This is a genomic window from Okeania sp. SIO2B3, assembly GCF_010672525.1.
GTDB lineage: Bacteria > Cyanobacteriota > Cyanobacteriia > Cyanobacteriales > Microcoleaceae > Okeania.
Genome location: NZ_JAAHGH010000042.1, coordinates 13413 through 31710, shown reverse-complemented (window position 1 = coordinate 31710; position 18298 = coordinate 13413). Strand labels below are relative to the sequence as shown.

Below are 18298 nucleotides of genomic sequence, written 5' to 3'. Positions count from 1 at the left end.
TTAAGGGTTCAGAATCAGATTCGAGAAGTTAATATTCTTCTGGAGCTATCGCATGGAAAGCTACTTTGAAAAAGGCTCAGGCACCAAAGGCTCGTAATAGGCATTGGGATCTACAACTTGTAGATTCTGCATCATGCCCATATCTTCATGTTGTAGTATATGGCAGTGATAGACGAATATACCAGCAATAAATGGATTTACGAAGGGAATACGAATTGTAGTTGTACTCATTGGGGGTAAGTTAATTACATCCCTGTATCCCTGAGTTTCTAAAGGACAAATATAGTTTTCACCATCATCCGTACATTCCCCATTTTTTATGGTGTAGTTATTGTAGGTTCCCTCTGGCGGTCCGTCAGGGTATTGACTTTTGGTCAGACTAACCTTAGTAACTAAGAAATCAAGCTGGTGTATGTGGAAAACGTGGGGAGCACCAGTAGTATTGACCACTTCCCATTCTTCGGTATCCCCGATATGAGAAATTTTATCGATCCGGTTTCCACTGTATACTTTATCGTTTATAGCAAACTTCCCTCCTCCTGGTGCTTGAAAATTGAAGGTGCGCTCCTGAGTAAGTGGATCGGAATAGGCATCACTTGGAGTTATGCAGGCTTTCTCCGGTGCTGGTCCGCCAGCACGTGCCGTAAGAAATTCCTCCGGCTCGCATTCCTCAAAATCAGCTAAAATATCAGGATCTGGTAGTATCCTGTCTACTTTATATGGTGTCTGGGTTTTGATGTAGTCATCTAAAGTTTGATCTCCTTCTTCGCCACATATATATGTGCCGCTTTCATCCTGTAGAGAAAGTGGGTTGCCCTCATCATCTGTGTAGCATACAGGAGCATCCGTTGTTACTCCAACAGTTGCTAACTTGTAGCTTTTTTTATTTGCATCGTTAACCCACTGTTGCTGCTTTGTGGTCAAGTGGGTGTCAAGATCGGAAACTAGATGATATTCACTATCTGTCTCACCCCCTACTACCAGAAGCTCTACTCGAGCAGCAGGTGGCAATAGAACTGAGTTAGTTGCTACTGGTTCCTTAACAACATCACCATCACGGGCCAAGATATAAAAATTGGTGTTGCCATTGGGTTCAGTAAATGAAGGGATGTTTGTATCAGATGCGATAGTTTCTAGGGCAATATTCATATACCGATCCGCCCCTATATTGGCAATCCGCCAGAACTGAATCTCTCCAGGCTTAATCGTGATTTTTGGGTTGACTTGACCATTGAGAGGGAAACAATCGGCCTGTTTTGTGCCTAGAACATCATTAAAGTCCTTGAACATCATCACCTTCTGAGGTACAGACAAAACGTCGAATTCCTCGTCTTGGAACTGACGCCGACTAGGGTTGAGATACTTGATTCCTCCCTTAATCCCTTTTTTGAAGCGATTAAGCAAAGGGAAGAACTCCTCAGTTTCTTTAATAACAATTCCACCAGACAGACCACCCCGAACTTGATTATCGCTCATTGAGTGAGCGTGGGAATGGTACCAAAATAGTCCTGACTGATGGATGTCTGGAATACTGACTCCCATCTGGTAATCAGCGATCGAACCATATGTAGAGCCTGGGGGATCATCATCTGGATAATAACCACCATTGTCTATAAATTGAGGAGGAGGAGCTGGATTTGGTGTCACATTCGAGTGAACTTCCACCAACACATCATCAGAACCGAGTAAAGGAGATACGTTAAAGCCATGATAATGGATGTTAGTGTATTGAGATTGGTTCTCTAAATTTTCCTTTGTTGGTGGTAGACTCCCTGCCAATTGAACATTTACTGGTAAGTTATTTTCAAGGGTTAAATCAAGGCGAGTACCAGGAGATACCTCTATAGTTGGTGGGGTATAGGTTGGGTCTAAGGTTGTTTCTACTCTTCTCAAACCCGCGTAAGTTGCTCCGTAGAGGTAGCCTTGGTAAGAAGTTTCGCCAGTCCCATCTCCCTCCAACGTGAATTCACCCAAAGTTGCATTTAAAGTGACTGGGCCTTGATCCGCATTTGCAAAGGGCGGATTTTGAAAATCTGGCTGGGCAATACCGTCACCATCTGTTCGCTCAAGTGTACAGGCATTGACAAACTCATCAACATTACCAGTAGCATCAATTTGCTGTTCTGATTTGAATTGAGTAGCTGTACCTGGTACTCTATTAAGTGGTACACCATTAACATTAATGTCAAGTTCTGGTACACCATTAATATTAATGTCAATTCTTATTGGAAAATCACCCTTATCAGCGATCGCTTCTCCTGTAAAGGTACTGACAAAAGTAAACGTGCTCACTAAGAACACAATCAGTACCCTGCGTAGGAACAGGCATAAATGGTTCATAAATTTAATCTAGAGAATAGTTCACTAGATTTAGTATGACAGCCTGTCAAACTTGATGCCAAGCTTTGTAATAAAACTTTGCATTATTGTTGACTACTGGATTTTTTGACTAAAGAAATGGACTGCTTTTGATTAACCATGGCCTCCGTATACCAAATCAGTTCATTAATAAAAGATTCCAGTCTAGTTTTAAATTTTAAGTCAGACAAATTACCATTTTCATCAAATAATTCCTTCACATTAGTAACAGGCAATTTATCGGGAATTGGTAAAGCTCCTAAAGCAAGGCTAACTAATCGTAATTGCGCTAAACAATCTAGTCCTCCAAATCCTCCAGAAGAGACAGTACAAATACCAATAGGTTTATACTTTAAAGCCTGGGGTTCCAGATAATCAAGGGCATTTTTTAATACTCCAGGATAGCCATTTTTGTATTCAGGAGTAACAAGTAAAATCCCATCTGCTTGACCTAATTTGGAGCAAAACTGTAGGACATTATTAGAAGGATTTAAACTATCCTGTAACCGCTCTTCTAACATAGGTAAATTATACTCACCAAGGTCAATAAGTTCAGTATCTATTCGGTCTTGCTCAACTATTTCTCCTAATATAAATTTAGCTACTTTTAGACTTTCCTGACCAATGCGGCAACTCCCTAAAAGAAGAGTATGTCAACAACTACTCTAAAAATAACGTAGAGACTTTCCATGGAAAGTCCCTACAATAGTTTAATCTCTAAATGTTTGAAGGTTAAGAATCATCTTCTAATATAAGATCCGGATAATTACTATAGCCAAGTCATTACGACTGGAACGGAGTGGAAGGAAACAATCTCAGAGATTTAGGAGATTGCTTCCTACCGTCCCAATGACGACTGTTCAACCGGATTCTATATAAAAATCTAGACAACTCTCGACACACTCCTCATCTTTGGCCTCGCGATCTCTGTATTAATAGTGGTATCACCTCTTGTTCTTGATACCCTTTTGTATTTTCCGCACTCAGATTATTCATCATGCCCCGGTCTTCGTGTGCTAGTATATGGCAATGATAGACAAATGTACCAGTAATAAAGGGATTGACAAAGGGAATACGGACTGTAGTTGTACTGTGTGGAGGTAAGTTGATTACATCCCGATATCCTTGAGGTAATAGAGGACAAATGAAATTATCACCATCTTGTCGGCACCCATTATATTCTGGATCTTCTCCTTCTCCTTTATAAATCCCTACTTTGTAGTTATTGTAGGTGCAGGTATCTAGGGAGCCACTATCACATGGATTTTGATTGAGAGTAACCTCAGTCCCCACGAAATCAAGCTGGTGTATGTGGAAAACATGGGCAGCTCCAGTGACATTGACCAAGTGCCATTCTTCTAGGTCCCCTATCTGGGATATTTTATCAATTCGGTTGCCATCATATAGTTCTTGGATTTCAGGGTCTGTATTGCTTGCTTCTTGTGCTTTCTCAAATCCTTTAAGGAAAAACTTCTTATTATCTTGACTGAAATAGAAGTAACGTTTCTTAGTAAGCGGATCGCTATACAAAGTCGATGGAGTTAGGCATGAATCATTGACAAAATCTTGCTTCCTGTTTGCGCATATTGGTATACGACCAGAGGGATAATAACCATTGAAGAGTTCTTCAGGATCTGGCAATATCTTGTCTACATCAGGATCGCCATCTCCTCCAGTTGGAGTTGTTGGCACCTGTGCTTCAATGTAATCATATAAGCCTTCAGAGCCACCTGAACAAAGGGATGTCCCATTCCAATCATTAAGGTTTAGTTTGTTATTACCTGGAGATTCATAGCATACTGGATCGCTGTTTTCTACGTTTACAGTTGCTAACAAGTAGCTACTCTGCGGAGAAGATACCCACTTTTGGCCTTGAGTCAAGCCAGTGGTAAGGTCGGAAACAAGATTATATGTGTTATTTCCTTGTGCTGTCTTACCTCCTACAACAAGAACCTCTACCCGACTAGCAGGTGGCAATAGAACTGAGTTAGTTGGTACTACCTTTTCAACAAAATTACCATCCCGTGCCAAGATATAAAAATTTGGTTTATTGTTGGGGCGAGCAAGGGCGGGATTATTCATATCTGCTTCTTCCAGAGCAATGTTCATGTAAGTATCTGCACCAATATTAGCAATGCGCCAGAACTGAACCTCCCCTGGCTCAATACTTATGCTGGGATTGACTTGACCATTAAGAGTGAAACAATTTTGTTTGTTGTTTTTTGAGCCTAGAACATTATTAAAATCCTTGAACGTCATTACCCTTTGAGGTACGGAAAACCGCTCAGGTTCTGGTGGTATAATTGGTGCGTTCTGATAGGCGTGAATTCCTTTTGTTGGATTGGGACTGAGAATTTCGTAATACTGATCGCTCCCCTTAATAATAATTCCACCCGACAGACCACCCCGAACCTGATTATCGCTGAGTGAGTGGGCGTGGGAATGATACCAAAATAGTCCTGACTGATGGACGTATGGAATCTTGACATCCATCGTGTACTCGCTGATCGGACCACCATATTTAGTAGGCTTGGCTTCACTACCTGGATAATAACCACCAGGAAGATTGCTTGCTGAACCATCGCTTGAATCAGGTGTTGTTTCGCCAAGTGGGGGGACTGGTATTAACTTGTAATTGTCATCAGTAGTGACACCTTCAGTATATAATTTTGCTTTTTTAACTAGACTATCTTGAACTGGTATCGTAATAGGAGTCGGGCTTGGAGTTTGTGAAAATTTTACAGGTTTTGGTGTCACATTAGAGGGAACATCCACCAAAACATCATCAATTCCCAGTGAAGGAGGTACGTTGAAACCATGATAATGAATGTTAGTGTATTGAGATACACTCTCTAAATTTTCTTTTGTTTGTGGCAAATTTCCCGCCAATTCAACATTTACTGGTAAATCATTGGTGAGGTCTAGGTTAATGGAATTAGGTCTACTAAATATCTTGTTACTCTCACTAGGAGATACCACTATAGTTGGTGGGGTAAAGGTTCCAACCATATTGTTAGGAGGACTGTCTGGATCGTAATCTACTACCTTAAGCTTTCCAGGTAGATTCCCTCCACTATCGTCTCTAACAATAGTCTTTTGTTGAGGTGGATTTGTACTCTGACCATAGTAAGTAGTCTTGTAGAGGTAGCCATCGTATCCATTGTCAGCAGACGGACTTCCATCTCCCTGCAGGTAGAATTTGTCCTCAACTGCATCGAAGGTAACTGTACGATATTCTTTGACCTCTTCAGAAGTTGGTGAAGTATATATTGTATCTGCGTACGCAAATGGTGGATTTTGAAAAACTGGCTGAACACTTTTAGCTGTATTAAGTGTACATGAATCCACAAAAGGTTGAGTATCATCAGCGATCGCTTCCCCAGTAAAGGTACTGACAAAAGTCAACGTGCTCACTAAGAACACAATCAGTACCCTGCGTAGGAACAGGTATAAATGGCTCATCAATTTAACCTAGAAAATACTTTACTAGATTTAGTATGACACTCTGTAAAACTTGATGTCAAGCTTTGTCATAAAACTTTGCATTAGTTTGGACTACCGGATTTTTTCACAAAGAAATACATCGCTTTTGATTAACCATAGCCTCTGTATACCAAACCAGTTCATTAATAAAAGATTCCAGCCTAATTTTAAATTTTAAGTCAGACAAATTACCATTTTCATCAAATAATTCCTTCACGTTAGCAACAGGTAATTTATCGGGAATTGGTAAAGCTCCTAAAGCGAGGCAAACTAATCGTAATTGCGCTAAACAATCTAGTCCTCCAAATCCTCCAGAAGAGACAGTACATATACCAATAGGTTTATACTTTAAAGCTTTGGGTTCTAGATAATCAAGGGCATTTTTTAATACTCCAGGATAGCCATTTTTGTATTCAGGAGTAACAAGTAAAATCCCATCTGCTTGACCTAATTTAGAGCAAAACTTTAGGAGATTCTCAGGAGGATTTGAACTATCCTGTAACCGCTCTTCTAACATAGGTAACTTATACTCACCAAGGTCAATAAGCTCAGTGTTTATTAGGTTTTGCTTAACAAGTTCAGCTAATATAAATTTAGCTACTTTTAGACTTTCCCGACCAATGCGGCAACTTCCTAAAAGAATAGGTATTGATAGTTTTGTCATTTCAGTTATCAGTTATAGCGCTAGGCAATAGGGAATAGGGAATAGTAGAGTTTCAAAGGGTTTTCGGTGCGGAAATGCTCCGCAAACAGGATTTAGAAATGTCCTAACCTTAATGCGTAATGCTATATCAGTTATTACTTATCAGTACCTCTGGGTTCAGCCAGAGGCTTGAAATACTGAGGAGAAACCCTGTTTTCTATAAGCTTTAGCAAGCTAATATAACTTAGGACCTTCTGCTTGTAGTGTAGCCTTATAAATAGCTTTATCTGCCATCATATAAAGAATGTTATTGTCCGGTCCCCCAAAAGTAAAATTAGCTACACCATCATCAACTAATATTTTTCCAATTAGGTCGCCTTGCTGGTTGAAAACCTGTACTCCGTCCCCAGCAGAAGAGTAGATCCGACCTTTTGTATCAACCTTCAAACCATCAGGAATACCAGGAGTAACAACGGCAAATAACCTGTCATTGACCAAATGGCGATCGTCCTTTACATCGAAGGCACGAATATGATGGGGTAGATCCACATAATAGGAACCAGGTTCTTGAATAGCACCGCTATCATTGATGTACAAAATGCTTTCGTCGGGGGAAAATGCCAAACCATTTGGTTTATTGAAGGAATCAGCAACAACTGATAAAAATCCTGTTTCAGGATCGTAACGGTACACGAAGTTGCCAACAAGAGGGGGATTTTTGAGTCCTTGCAGATATCCGTAGCTTGGATCAGTGAACCAGATAGTATTATCGCTTTTGACTACTATATCATTGGGAGAGTTAAACGGTAGCCCCCACCATCCATCGACTACTGTCTCGTTATCCTTATTGTAAAGGTTAAAGCGACTGATCCGAGCCAGAGTTGATTTTGTTCCTTGCTCACAAACAAGTAGATGTCCCTGGCGATCGATAGTCATACCATTTCCCATATTGGATGAGTCGCGCCAAACCGAAACTTTATTGTCCTTAAGAGATAGCTTCTTAATGGCAACTCTTTTAGTCGGTATAGGAATGTTTGTTGACTCTGGAAGAGTAGTAAATAGAATAGCGTCCTCATCCTTCCAATACACAGGTCCCTCATGAGCATCAGTTTCAACTAACTTCTTGAATTGGGGAGTTGCTCCTAATACATCCCGAAATTCGTCAGCACAAATTACGAAGGGACAGTTTTGATCATATGGATCGAGCTTTTGACAAATTTTTGGGTAGTCCATGGCTTCAATTTTCATGCAACGATTTATCCTTAGTCAGTAGTCAATAGTCAGTAGTCAGTAGTCAGTAAAAAATGCTCAACCAGTTATTTCTAGGGCGTGTCAAGAAGAAAGAAACTCAACGTGCAGATCGTCAACGTTAATTGTTAAAAACAACGATTTATCCTAAAAACCCGGTTTCTTTGCGTAATATCATGTCCGGATAATTAGTTATAAAAAAGCTTTCTCCTTCTTCTTCTGTTGTTATTCTTTCTTCCCTCTTTCCTCCTGACTCCTGACTCCCCCGTAGTTATTTATTTATCACTGTTTAACCGGACATGATATAACTCCCGTGATTTTTGGGTTTATCCTTTGCCTTCTTCCTTCCTCAATGTTCCATTTCTCTAACTAATGGCAATACATATTTCCCAAAAGAAATCATTGCACTTTCCTTAGGCCATCCCGATAAAATAAAATGGGTAATACCAATCTCCTTATATTGAATAAATGCCGAAGCAACCTCCTCATAAGAACCCACAAGGGCAATGCAAGAAGGACCAAAAAAAGGTATAGCTCCGCTCCAGAGATGATCCGAGAGCCATTCATTTGCTGAATGTTCGTAAATCTCCTTGATAGAGACAGAATCACTTTCTTTAAAAAAAGCTCTCGCTTTTTCTTTTGCATCTTGAGGATGACTATCAATAAAATCTTTAATTAAGTTGTTAGCAGTTTCGATCGCTTCTTTTCTAGTTGACCGAGGGATAACACAAAGTCGCAAACCTACATCTTTCCCTGCATCTAACATCGGCTGAATAGACTCCACAAGCTTCTGTGGAACATCAGCAAAACGCATCCAACAATGACCTGCATTAACGGTTAATTTCTTAGCCGCCTCTGAACCACCTGAAATAAAAGTATAGGGACGAGAATAACCCTCTGATTTGAAAGGAGTTGCCAACTTGCCATCTTCAACTTGAAAATAACTACCATTATAATTTACCAGCCCATTGTTATCCCAAAAGGCATTACATATAGTCATAAATTCTTCTGTACGCGCGTACCTTTCATCATGAGACAAAAAGTCACCATAGTACCTTTGTTCCTTCGGAGAATGTCCTGCAACTACATTTAAGGTGACGCGATCGCCTGAAATGAGAGTCGAGAAAGTATTGACTTGTTGAGCAAATAATGTAGGGGACATCAGTCCCGAACGAATGGCAATCATAACTTTCATCTTCTGTGTCTGTAAAGCCAGAGCAGTTGAAAGCAAAATTGGGTCAGGTTTGCCATAGCTAAAATCAACCAGTAATGAGTCAATCTCCATTTCCTCTGCCAGTTGACAAAATTTTAACTGAGCTTCTATCTCTGGAAGTGAAGTCTGTGCAACTTCATGCTGGCGGGCGATCGATTGACTTTTTCCTGTCCCCCCCTGCAACAATCTCCAGTGAAATTTTAACCTTCGGTCTTTTCCATTTTCCATAATTATCTGATAGATAAACTCAAAAAATACTATAGACTTCTTGCAGAAGTCAGGGAATAGGGAATAGGGAATAGGGAATTATTTATTTCAGCTCTTAAATTGATTTAATTAACAATTTTGCAAGAAGTCTTATTTTCCGGCAAGTAAAGGAACTACTCCCTCAGAAAAATGGGTCATCTCTTCAATATCTGGCCAGCCAAGAAAGAGATATTGAGTAATACCGATAGACTTATAATCCATTATTGCTTGGGCAATGTTTTCATAGGAACCAACTAAAGCAATAGAAGGGACACCCAGATAGGGAACAGCACCAGTCCAAAGGTAGGGAGTAATCCAAGGAGATTCTTCTTCAGACCAGGCAAAGACTTTCTGAAAGCCCTCAGAATCTGACTGCTGATAAAATCTCTGATTAATTTTTCGCGATTTATCACCAAATCTGGCAATCAGAGCTTGAGCTGCTGCTTCTGCTTCTGCTTGAGTTGGACGAGTAATTAATGCCACGACCAAACCCACTTCTTTGCCACTATCCAAGACAACTTCGATTTGGGGCTTAATATTTTCTGGGGAGTCTGGAAACCGCCATAGGCAGTCAGCGTGTTGACTAGCAAGATTCGCTGCCTCTAAGGAGTTTCCACCAACAAAAATTTCTGGTCCTCTACCGTCGGGTGACATAAAGGGAGTCTTAATTTGGCCTTTTTCAATCTGATAGAAATCCCCAGTAAAATTAACTTCCCCATCTCCCTGCCAAAAGGCATTACAAATGGTTAAAAACTCTGTTGCTCTGTGATATCTTTGGGTATGATTCAAAAAATCACCATAATATCGAAGTTCTTGGGGAGAACGACCACTCACCAAATTTACGTGTACTCTACCATTTACCAGACAAGATAGGGTGTTAATTTGCTGCACAAAGAATGAGGGAGAAAATAAACCTGGCCTTACCGCAACTAAAAATTTAATTTTCTCCGTTTTTTGACCTAACATAACAGATAGCATCATCGGATCTGGCCTACCAGAACCAACTGCCATTAACATGGAGTCAATACCAGATTTTTCTGCTTGTTGACATAAGGCAAGTTGAGCTTCTGAGCTTAAAATACCTGATTGTTCCTCAGATGATTTTGAGCGTCTAAAATTATCTCCAGCTTGAGAAAGACTCCAATGAAATCTTAACTGTTTTTCCATTAATCTAATTTATAGTAAAACTCCCGACTGAGAAAATTAGGGCGATCGCCATTCTTAAACTTGAGAAAAGTAGCAATAATGCACAAACCTTTATTAGTATTAGCTGCTAATAAGGGTTCCACTCCATCAAGATCATATTGGCCACTAAAACCTGTTTGACCGAGATTGTCTACATAAGTTGTTACCTCAATTTTGCCCCAATTTTCCGGGGAGCTACCAGCATAAGCATCGATAAATACTTGCTCACCCTCCTGAGTTATGGTAAACTTTCTAATCCATTCAGTTTCTTGATTAGAATTGATCCATGTACCCAGTATGGTACTTAAGTCAATTTGAGCATTGCTATTAAGTTGAGAATTCTGAGTTTCACCGTAAACTTGGTTCGATTTCATCCTATTTCACAGCTCCTATACTATTTTTGGGGTTGACATCAGAAGACTATTACATTCTTTGGCGTTGCTGAATGATTGTATGATTTTTAGTAGTCAGTAGTCAAAATATAGCATTTCTCACCCTTTGTGAGGTACAGTGCTGGAGTTCCCCCCTAACCCCCTTCTCAAGGGGGGGGGACTTCCAGTTCCCCTTAAAAAAAGGAGGATTTAGGGGAATAGTTGACGTACCTCACCAAACTGAAAACCGCTATAGCTTTTTTCTTTACTATCAATCTTACTCCAATACGAATTTCATACCTGATTTCAGCAATGCCCATTTTTTGAATCTAAACCCTACTTACGGTAGAAAAATTCACGACCAAAGTGCTTCGGACGACCACTACCATCTAAGTAGCGAGTATAGGACTGAATCACGATTATCCCTAGTTTGTGATTGGACACAAGAAGACTTTCTATTCCGTCCAGACTATAAAGAGCATGGAACCCTGCTGCTATGAGCGGTGATTTATCAGTTCCGTAGGGTATAGCTTCCGCTTCTCCCCAATCAATTAAGTCCCCATCGCTAGTTCCGTAAGCATTGACAATTAAACTACCATCGCGATCGCTCAAGATTACTTTCTTGATGTAGTTAGTATCCGACTTGGTATTAAACCATTCTCCCAACAAAGATGAAAGGTCTATCGAGCCATCTACAGATGGTCTTTCATCCGCTTTCATGTATTTGACAAGTTGCTTGGTACTTTCCATTGTTTGAATGTTAGTTTAGTTTGTTCATTTTCTTCATAGAACCAATTGAGAAGTCAAAAGTCAAAAGTCAAAAGTAAGATTTTAACTGTTCCCTGTTCTCTATTCCCTGTTCCCTGTTTCCTGCTATATCTAAAACAAACTTTTCACAAATCCCCCGTCAACTTGAATACAGGTTCCAGTGATATAACTAGCTTTTTCCGAAGCCAAAAATACTGCTAAATTAGCCACTTCTTCGGCTGTTGCTGGACGACGGAGGGGAACACTTTTCATCCATTGCTGGATAACTTCTTCACGAGAACTTCCCTGTCTCCTCGCCACTTCATCAGCTACTTCATAGAACTTATCTGTAACAGCAAAGGACGGGCAAATACTATTAACCAGAATATTATGTTCTCCCAATTCATTAGCAAGGGTTTTAGCATAAGCAACAACACTTGCTCTTTGAGAATGGGCAATCAGCATACCTGGTTGTTTAGCACCTACTGAAGTTACAAAAATCATCCTACCCCAAGACTGTTTTTTCATCAAAGGAAGTAACGCTTCAGCTATATTCACCTGACTCATAAAAGTCAGATCGAATGATTGCTGCCAATCTTCCTGGTTTAGTTCATAGTGGCGCTTGTAGGGCATCCCACCCACGTTATTGACCAAAATATCAATAGTAGAAAATTGATTGGTAATGCCCTTTAGCAATTGGGAGACACTATCTTTTTGCTCAAGATCCACTGGGATAGGTGTAATTAATTGTCCCGTCTTGGCTTCTATTTCCTGGGCAACTTTGAGTAAATTATCTTTATCTCTGCTGCAAATAATCACCCGACACCCTTCTTTGGCCAAGCCCTCGGCGATCGCTCTACCGATGCCTCTACTGGATGCCGTTACTAAAGCAATTTTGCCTTTTAATCCTAAATCCATCACAAAAATAGTAGAATTAATTAGCTATCAGCTTGAGCGCATTTCCGTTCTGGAATGCTCCGCAAACAGCTAGTCTCCTTAGGAGGAACTGCGTTAACAACTTTTAAGAGATATGGGTTTAAATCTCCTTATAAACGTTAAAAAAATAATCTTGCTGAATGCTGACCGCTGACCGCTGAATGCTGACTGCTGACCGCTGAATGCTGACTGCTGACCGCTTCTTTAACATCTAGCTTCTAAAATCAACCGTTCTTTTTCTCCTGTAAGAGGACGGTTATAGATGAAACTTTCGTTTTCAACAGCTTTAAAACCAGCGCTAAGTAACTCCGAACGCAAATAATCTGCCGAAAACCAATAAAAGTCTTTCACTACTGGGTGAGGATGTACAGGGGCGTCGATCGCTACTGCATCATTAGAAATCAGCAGAATACCCTGGTTAGAAATCAACCAATCTCGTAAACGACTGAAGAGCTTAGTTAAACCTGCTCCAGGTTTGTATAGATGTCCAACTACTCCATCACAGTAAATTAAATCAAAATTTTTTGGTTCCGGTTCCCACTGATTTACATCAGCAAAAACCACGGGTAATCCTTTGTTTCGAGCAATTTCAATGGCATCTTCATTAACATCATTGGCTATGACGTTATACCCTTTTTTATGTAAATCACTTTCCACAAAAGCATTACCACTGCCAATACTTAAGATATTGCTCGTGACCTCATAGTTAACCAAGGATTCAATTTTTTTAGTAATGAATTCCCGATAGTTGGTATCGTAAATTGTTGGTGTGATCGAATCTTTGTAGGCTTTTCCTTCCTCCCAGATAGTGTAAATACTTTTACCTTGCTCCCGAAGTTGGGAATAGTAGTTATCTGTGGACAGCTGTAAATTTTGGTTCATCTTCTTTACAATTAGCCTTTTGGGATTTTTCGTGTGTGGTAGAATTCTGCTTGATCAAACTGATACAAAGCATCACAATTGACAATGGATAATTGATAATTAATCCCCAGAGGTTAAAAGGATCTCTAATACCAATAGGGATCTCCAGAGCAAGAGGGAACAGGTAACAGAGAACAGGGAACCCACCCCTAACCCCTCCTGGGAAACCCACCCCTAACCCCTCCTAGGAGGGGAATAATTGATAAGTTATGGATAATAATTGATTTTATTTTTGATTTTCGGATATATATAATGCCTAATTGATAATTAGAGATAGTTTTCATTATCAATTATCCATTAATTTAGTTATCCACGCTGACCATTGATGTATTCTGCTGTAATGGAATGTTGGGGATTCTGGAATATTTGCTCGACTGGGCCAAATTCAATTAAGCGTCCACTGCCAGACTGAACCCAGAATAACACCACATATAGCGCTGTGCGCAGGCAACAGGCAACAGGCAACAGCTCATCTGGGAGAATAAAAGGCTAATAATATAAGACTTTTAGCTATTGGACATCTCCTGTAATTTGTAAATATGCCAGCGCACATTGCTATAGTCTGCAATGCGTCGAGCTTGAGCCTGGTTGTGGGTGACGATCGCCACAGTGTATTTCCCCCGCAAACTAGCAATCAAGTCTTCCACAACTCGACTAGAAATGGGGTCTAGGGCACTACAAGGCTCATCCATCAAAATAATTTCTGGAGCCAAGGCAAGGGTACGGGCAATGCAAAGACGTTGTTTTTGGCCTCCAGAGAGGCGCAACACTGAGGCTGTAAGCCTATCTTTAACTTCGTCCCAGAGCTTAACATTTTTGAGCACCCGCTCAACAATTCCATTAATTTTCCGACACTCTATAATACCATGTTCCTTCAACGGAAAAGTAATATTTTTCCAGATTGAAAATGGGAAAGGATTTGGTTTGTGCAAAACCATACCGATCCGACGGCGGAGAGCAATAGTATCAGTTTTAGGGTGAAGAATATTGAAATCACCTAACCAAACATTACCATAAACTAGGCTGTTGGGGATGAGATCCGTTAAACGATTTAGATAATACAAAAAGCTGGTCTTACCACAACCAGAGGGGCCAATCAAGGCAGTGATAGTGGGACTTACACAAAATCAAGCCTGAAAATAGGCTCAAATATATATGGGTAGAGGCTTTTACGTCAAAAAGGTATAAATCCTGAATAAGCACGGGTTCTAGCCATTTTTAGGGCATCGACGTAATTCCCTTGCCTAGACTAACTTTGAAGCATTTTTCCTACCAAAAAATGTCTAAGTACCAATAGAACCCTGTGGAATTGACAGGGTTCTATTCTCTAGTGCCTGTTTCGAGCCATAGTGTAAACTGAGCTGATCCGTGGATCAGCTAGGAAAGCCCCATATACATCTATTGTAGATGATGTTGATGCTCATGCTGAACAAGCTCGTAAAGCTGGGGCTAAATTTGTCTACGAACCTTTTACCCACTTCTATGGTGATCGGGTTTATGAGTGCATCGATCCAGAGGGACACCGTTGGAAGTTTGTTCAACAGGTCTTTGATGTTGAGATGAAGACTTTAAAACGCCCTACCTACCTGCTAAAAAGACTTCTCTGGAGACTATTTATTATCCTTGTCTTGGAATTCCTTAAACCATTTGTCCCGCAAAGCCCGAGGAATATAGCTCTTGGGATTCACTACCTTGATATTCTGCATCATACCTAAGTCTTCGTGACCTAAGATATGGCAGTGATAGACGAATACACCAGTAATGAATGGGTTCAAGAAGGGAATACGGACTGTTATTTCGCTGTTTGCGGGTAAGTTAATGGTATCCCGATACCCATGTTTGTATGTTTTTAGTGTACAGTGAGATCCGTCCTTACCGTCAGGAAGTGTAGCTGGATTATCATCACATATAACTGGGTAGTTGTCATAGAACTTACGACCATCCGGATCTTCTAGTAGATAATTGTTAGGCACTGTAACTTCAGTCATTATGAAATCAAGTTGGTGAATATGGAAAGCGTGATCCTGTGTGTCTTTATTTACCAACTTCCAGTCTTGATTAGTGCCTACATTAACGATTTTGTTGATCTGGCTACCATCATATAACTCCCCATTTATAGTAAAGACCATGTCCTGATCGGATGGATTCAGGTAACCCCGATTAAAGATGAATTCAAATTTATCGTCTGGGTCACTTGAACTAGAGACTACACATGTATCATTTGGTTCCCCGGTACATATCTTATAACTAGCTAACGTATTAGGGTTGGGCAGAATTTCCCCTCCTGCTAATTGCCCTAATTTTAGGGACTTTAGGCAAGCTGCCAATCCTTCCTTAGAATTACTGCATACTTGATCAGAAAGTAGTCCTTTGAGTAATTGAGATTTTGAGGCCGTCGGAACTGTTACAGAGGCTAAGTAGTAGTAATTTTTATTCGGTTTTTTCACCGCTGAGATCCACGTTACCCCCTGGTGTATAGGGCTGAGGTGTTTTACTCTTGTCTACCGATATAAGCTCATAGGTTTCTCCTGGTTGGCCTCCAACCACAATTAGCTCAACTCGACCAGCAGGAGGTACCAAAATTGAATCAGTCAATGAAGCATTTGCGAAATAATTTTCGCTAACATCACGGCTTAAGATTAGGAATTTTGGTAAACCCAGATCTGGGGTATGGTTGGGATTACTGCCTGGCTTGACAAATGTTAAGTTAAGGTACTTATCTGCACCAATATTACCAATACGCCAGAATCTGTCCTCAAATGAGTTGATTGTTATTTCAGGATCTTTTAAGTCATTAAGGACCCAAAATTTGGTCTTTGCAGTACCAAGAGAGTTATTAAAATCCTTGAATAACATTATTTTTCCATAGCTATTGACATTTTCCTCAGTAATATTCATCTTTTGAAGCACAGGGAATGCTGTTGCAATACCCTTAACCACAACTCCACCTGACACCCCAGACCTAACCTGGCGATTGCTACTACCGTGCTGATGGGAATGAAACCAGAATAGTCCCTTCTGATGTCCTTCTGGCAAGTCAAAAATCATATGGTATTTGTTGATGGGAGCAAAATCATTGTTCCCTGGAAAATTGCTACCCCTTGAGTCAGTATATTCTTGTGGTAATTCCTGGTTTTTCCCTGTTTCTATCGGTATCACATCCAAGCTATCAAGAATATTGTCTTGTATCTTTGGTGTATTACTAGAGTGAATTGGGACAATTACATCATCAGCACCCAATAATGGCGATACGTTGAAGCCGTGATAGTGAAGGTTAGTATCCTGAGATACAGCCTCTAAGTTATACTTTACTGGTGGTACATTTCCTTGTTTTAGTTCAGGGCTGAGTACCGGTAAGCTATTATCAAGAGTCAGGTCCATAGTTTCACCAGGACTAACTACTATTACTGGCGGATTATACTGAGGATCGTACTCACAATAGCCCCCATCTTCGTTAAAGGTACTATTCCCGGTGCAATCACTCTCTTGGGTCTCACCCTGCTTTTTAGCATACCTACCCCCATAGAGTAAACCAGCATATGTGTTTCCACTATCACCACCAATGGTGAACTCACCGTTAGTAGCTTCTAGGATAATTTTGTATGTGTCAGCATCTATGAAATCTGGGTTTTGGAATGCTGGATGATCTTGAGCTTCAGCTTGCCCAGTAAATGTTCCTACGGCAATAAATATTGCTACTAAAAATAGTATAATTAGCTTGCGCAGGAAGGTAAATAATCGTTCCATAAATTTCTTGTTCTCCAACTTTTTAAGGTTGCTATTGGGACTTACACAACTTAACTGGCAAAATTAGACTATAATGCTTGATTGACAAGGATTTTACGTCAAGGAAGTTTGAGATGAGAGAAACAACTTTATAAAATTTGGTGGTGGTGCATCGTAATGGTCGTGCGTTGCATTATTTTTGTTACGAGGTACAGCAGTGGGAGCATCTTGCTCCCGTGCCAAGGGTCCCTTGTTTCTTGTATACTATTACTATGCAGGACTACCTAAAATTTAACTATTGACTATCGATCTAAATTTAGAGTAAAACTTGTGGCAGAGGAAATTAGGGCGTATGTCCAACTTTTTCACTTTTTTAGTTAGCCCTTATCCACGCTGACCATTGATGTATTCTGCTGTAATGGAATGTTGGGGATTCTGGAAGATTTGCTCAACTGGGCCGAATTCAATTAAGCGTCCACTGCCAGACTGAACCCAGAATAACGCCACATAGTCTGCAATGCGTCGAGCTTGAGCCAGGTTGTGGGTGACGATCGCCACAGTGTATTTCCCCCGCAAACTAGCAATCAAGTCTTCCACAACTCCACTAGAAATAGGATCTAGGGCACTACAAGGCTCATCCATCAAAATAATTTCTGGAGCCAAGGCGAGGGTACGGGCTATGCAAAGACGTTGTTTTTGGCCTCCAGAGAGGCGCAATGCTGATGCTGTAAGCCTATCTTTGACTTCGTCCCAGAGCTTAACATTTTTGAGCACCCGCTCAACAATTCCATTAATTTTCCGACGCTCTATAATACCATGCTCCTTCAACGGAAAAGCAATATTTTTCCAGATTGAAAATGGGAAAGGATTTGGTTTCTGCAAAACCATACCGATCCGACGGCGGAGAGCGATAGTATCAGTGCTAGGGTGAAGAATATTTGAATCACCTAACCAAACATTACCATAAACTAGGCAGTTGGGGATGAGATCCGTTAAACGATTGAGACAATACAAAAAGCTGGTCTTGCCACAACCAGAGGGGCCAATCAAGGCAGTGATAGAACCCTGTGGAATTGACAGGGTGATATCCTCTAGTGCCTGTTTTGAGCCATAGCATAAACTGAGCTGATCCGTGGATAAGCTAGGAAAGCCCCAGTTGTCCATGGGAGGAGAAGTGACTGGTTTTGTCTGGGATGAAAACTGACTCATTAATGTTAGTTA

Annotated in this window: 16 protein-coding genes and 1 pseudogene; 1 reads left to right on the top strand and 16 read right to left on the bottom strand. The window is 40.5% G+C overall.

Features of this window, described 5'->3' with window-relative positions; translation table 11 throughout:
- Positions 1–60: 60 nt before the first annotated feature.
- From F6K15_RS22765 to F6K15_RS22710, 12 genes and pseudogenes are all read right to left on the bottom strand, one after another.
- Positions 61–2301, bottom strand: a complete 2241-nt coding sequence (locus F6K15_RS22765) for a multicopper oxidase family protein (RefSeq protein ID WP_293064695.1) — start codon at positions 2299–2301, stop codon at positions 61–63.
- A gap of 122 nt (positions 2302–2423) precedes the next feature.
- Positions 2424–2993: pseudogene (locus F6K15_RS22760) on the bottom strand (NADPH-dependent FMN reductase); the annotation flags it as partial.
- Positions 2994–3264: 271 nt separating this feature from the next.
- Positions 3265–5781, bottom strand: a complete 2517-nt coding sequence (locus tag F6K15_RS22755) for a multicopper oxidase domain-containing protein (protein WP_293064692.1) — start codon at positions 5779–5781, stop codon at positions 3265–3267.
- A gap of 145 nt (positions 5782–5926) precedes the next feature.
- A complete protein-coding gene (locus tag F6K15_RS22750) occupies positions 5927–6505 on the bottom strand; it encodes an NADPH-dependent FMN reductase (protein ID WP_293064690.1) in 579 nt (192 codons plus the stop codon).
- A gap of 213 nt (positions 6506–6718) precedes the next feature.
- Positions 6719–7717, bottom strand: coding sequence for an SMP-30/gluconolactonase/LRE family protein (locus F6K15_RS22745; RefSeq protein ID WP_293064687.1), 999 nt, complete (start codon positions 7715–7717; stop codon positions 6719–6721).
- 364 nt (positions 7718–8081) lie between these two features.
- Positions 8082–9173, bottom strand: coding sequence for an LLM class flavin-dependent oxidoreductase (locus F6K15_RS22740; RefSeq protein ID WP_293064685.1), 1092 nt, complete (start codon positions 9171–9173; stop codon positions 8082–8084).
- A 129-nt stretch (positions 9174–9302) separates the two neighbouring features.
- Positions 9303–10358 (bottom strand): LLM class flavin-dependent oxidoreductase, encoded by a 1056-nt coding sequence (locus F6K15_RS22735; RefSeq protein ID WP_293064683.1) that lies wholly within the window; start codon positions 10356–10358, stop codon positions 9303–9305.
- Positions 10358–10750: a hypothetical protein gene (locus tag F6K15_RS22730; protein WP_293064681.1), complete on the bottom strand. Its 393-nt coding sequence runs from the start codon at positions 10748–10750 to the stop codon at positions 10358–10360. Before F6K15_RS22730 ends, F6K15_RS22735 begins: the two co-directional genes overlap by 1 nt.
- Before the next feature lie 333 nt (positions 10751–11083).
- Entirely contained in the window at positions 11084–11497 is a 414-nt protein-coding gene (locus tag F6K15_RS22725) for a hypothetical protein (protein ID WP_293064679.1), read from the bottom strand.
- Positions 11498–11626: 129 nt separating this feature from the next.
- Entirely contained in the window at positions 11627–12412 is a 786-nt protein-coding gene (locus F6K15_RS22720) for an SDR family oxidoreductase (RefSeq protein ID WP_293064677.1), read from the bottom strand.
- 222 nt (positions 12413–12634) lie between these two features.
- Entirely contained in the window at positions 12635–13312 is a 678-nt protein-coding gene (locus F6K15_RS22715; RefSeq protein WP_293064675.1) for a bifunctional 2-polyprenyl-6-hydroxyphenol methylase/3-demethylubiquinol 3-O-methyltransferase UbiG, read from the bottom strand.
- A gap of 545 nt (positions 13313–13857) precedes the next feature.
- A complete protein-coding gene (locus F6K15_RS22710; protein WP_293064672.1) occupies positions 13858–14451 on the bottom strand; it encodes a phosphate ABC transporter ATP-binding protein in 594 nt (197 codons plus the stop codon).
- Between the two features lie 261 nt (positions 14452–14712).
- Here F6K15_RS22710 and F6K15_RS38545 point away from each other — a divergent pair, with 261 nt between their 5' ends.
- Entirely contained in the window at positions 14713–15066 is a 354-nt protein-coding gene (locus F6K15_RS38545) for a VOC family protein (protein WP_363268519.1), read from the top strand.
- Here F6K15_RS38545 and F6K15_RS22705 read toward each other — a convergent pair.
- From F6K15_RS22705 to F6K15_RS22690, 4 genes are all read right to left on the bottom strand, one after another.
- Complete coding sequence (locus F6K15_RS22705; RefSeq protein ID WP_293064669.1) at positions 14962–15798, bottom strand: multicopper oxidase domain-containing protein; 837 nt, start codon at positions 15796–15798, stop codon at positions 14962–14964. The genes F6K15_RS38545 and F6K15_RS22705 overlap by 105 nt on opposite strands.
- Complete coding sequence (locus F6K15_RS22700) at positions 15782–17098, bottom strand: hypothetical protein (protein WP_293064667.1); 1317 nt, start codon at positions 17096–17098, stop codon at positions 15782–15784. Before F6K15_RS22700 ends, F6K15_RS22705 begins: the two co-directional genes overlap by 17 nt.
- Positions 17099–17191: 93 nt before the next feature.
- Complete coding sequence (locus F6K15_RS22695) at positions 17192–17320, bottom strand: hypothetical protein (protein ID WP_293064665.1); 129 nt, start codon at positions 17318–17320, stop codon at positions 17192–17194.
- Between the two features lie 141 nt (positions 17321–17461).
- Positions 17462–18286 carry a phosphate ABC transporter ATP-binding protein gene (locus F6K15_RS22690; protein ID WP_293064663.1) on the bottom strand — a complete coding sequence of 275 codons (825 nt, stop codon included), beginning with the start codon at positions 18284–18286 and terminating at the stop codon, positions 17462–17464.
- Positions 18287–18298: the final 12 nt, after the last annotated feature.

Bases quoted from the DNA above. Each gene is read 5' to 3' on its own strand.
- F6K15_RS22750 (WP_293064690.1), bottom strand. From the start codon at position 6,505: ATGACAAAACTATCAATACCTATTCTTTTAGGAAGTTGCCGCATTGGT.
- F6K15_RS22745 (WP_293064687.1), bottom strand. From the start codon at position 7,717: ATGGACTACCCAAAAATTTGTCAAAAGCTCGATCCATATGATCAAAAC.
- F6K15_RS22740 (WP_293064685.1), bottom strand. From the start codon at position 9,173: ATGGAAAATGGAAAAGACCGAAGGTTAAAATTTCACTGGAGATTGTTG.
- F6K15_RS22735 (WP_293064683.1), bottom strand. From the start codon at position 10,358: ATGGAAAAACAGTTAAGATTTCATTGGAGTCTTTCTCAAGCTGGAGAT.
- F6K15_RS22730 (WP_293064681.1), bottom strand. From the start codon at position 10,750: ATGAAATCGAACCAAGTTTACGGTGAAACTCAGAATTCTCAACTTAAT.
- F6K15_RS22725 (WP_293064679.1), bottom strand. From the start codon at position 11,497: ATGGAAAGTACCAAGCAACTTGTCAAATACATGAAAGCGGATGAAAGA.
- F6K15_RS22720 (WP_293064677.1), bottom strand. From the start codon at position 12,412: ATGGATTTAGGATTAAAAGGCAAAATTGCTTTAGTAACGGCATCCAGT.
- F6K15_RS22715 (WP_293064675.1), bottom strand. From the start codon at position 13,312: ATGAACCAAAATTTACAGCTGTCCACAGATAACTACTATTCCCAACTT.
- F6K15_RS22700 (WP_293064667.1), bottom strand. From the start codon at position 17,098: ATGGAACGATTATTTACCTTCCTGCGCAAGCTAATTATACTATTTTTA.
- F6K15_RS22690 (WP_293064663.1), bottom strand. From the start codon at position 18,286: ATGAGTCAGTTTTCATCCCAGACAAAACCAGTCACTTCTCCTCCCATG.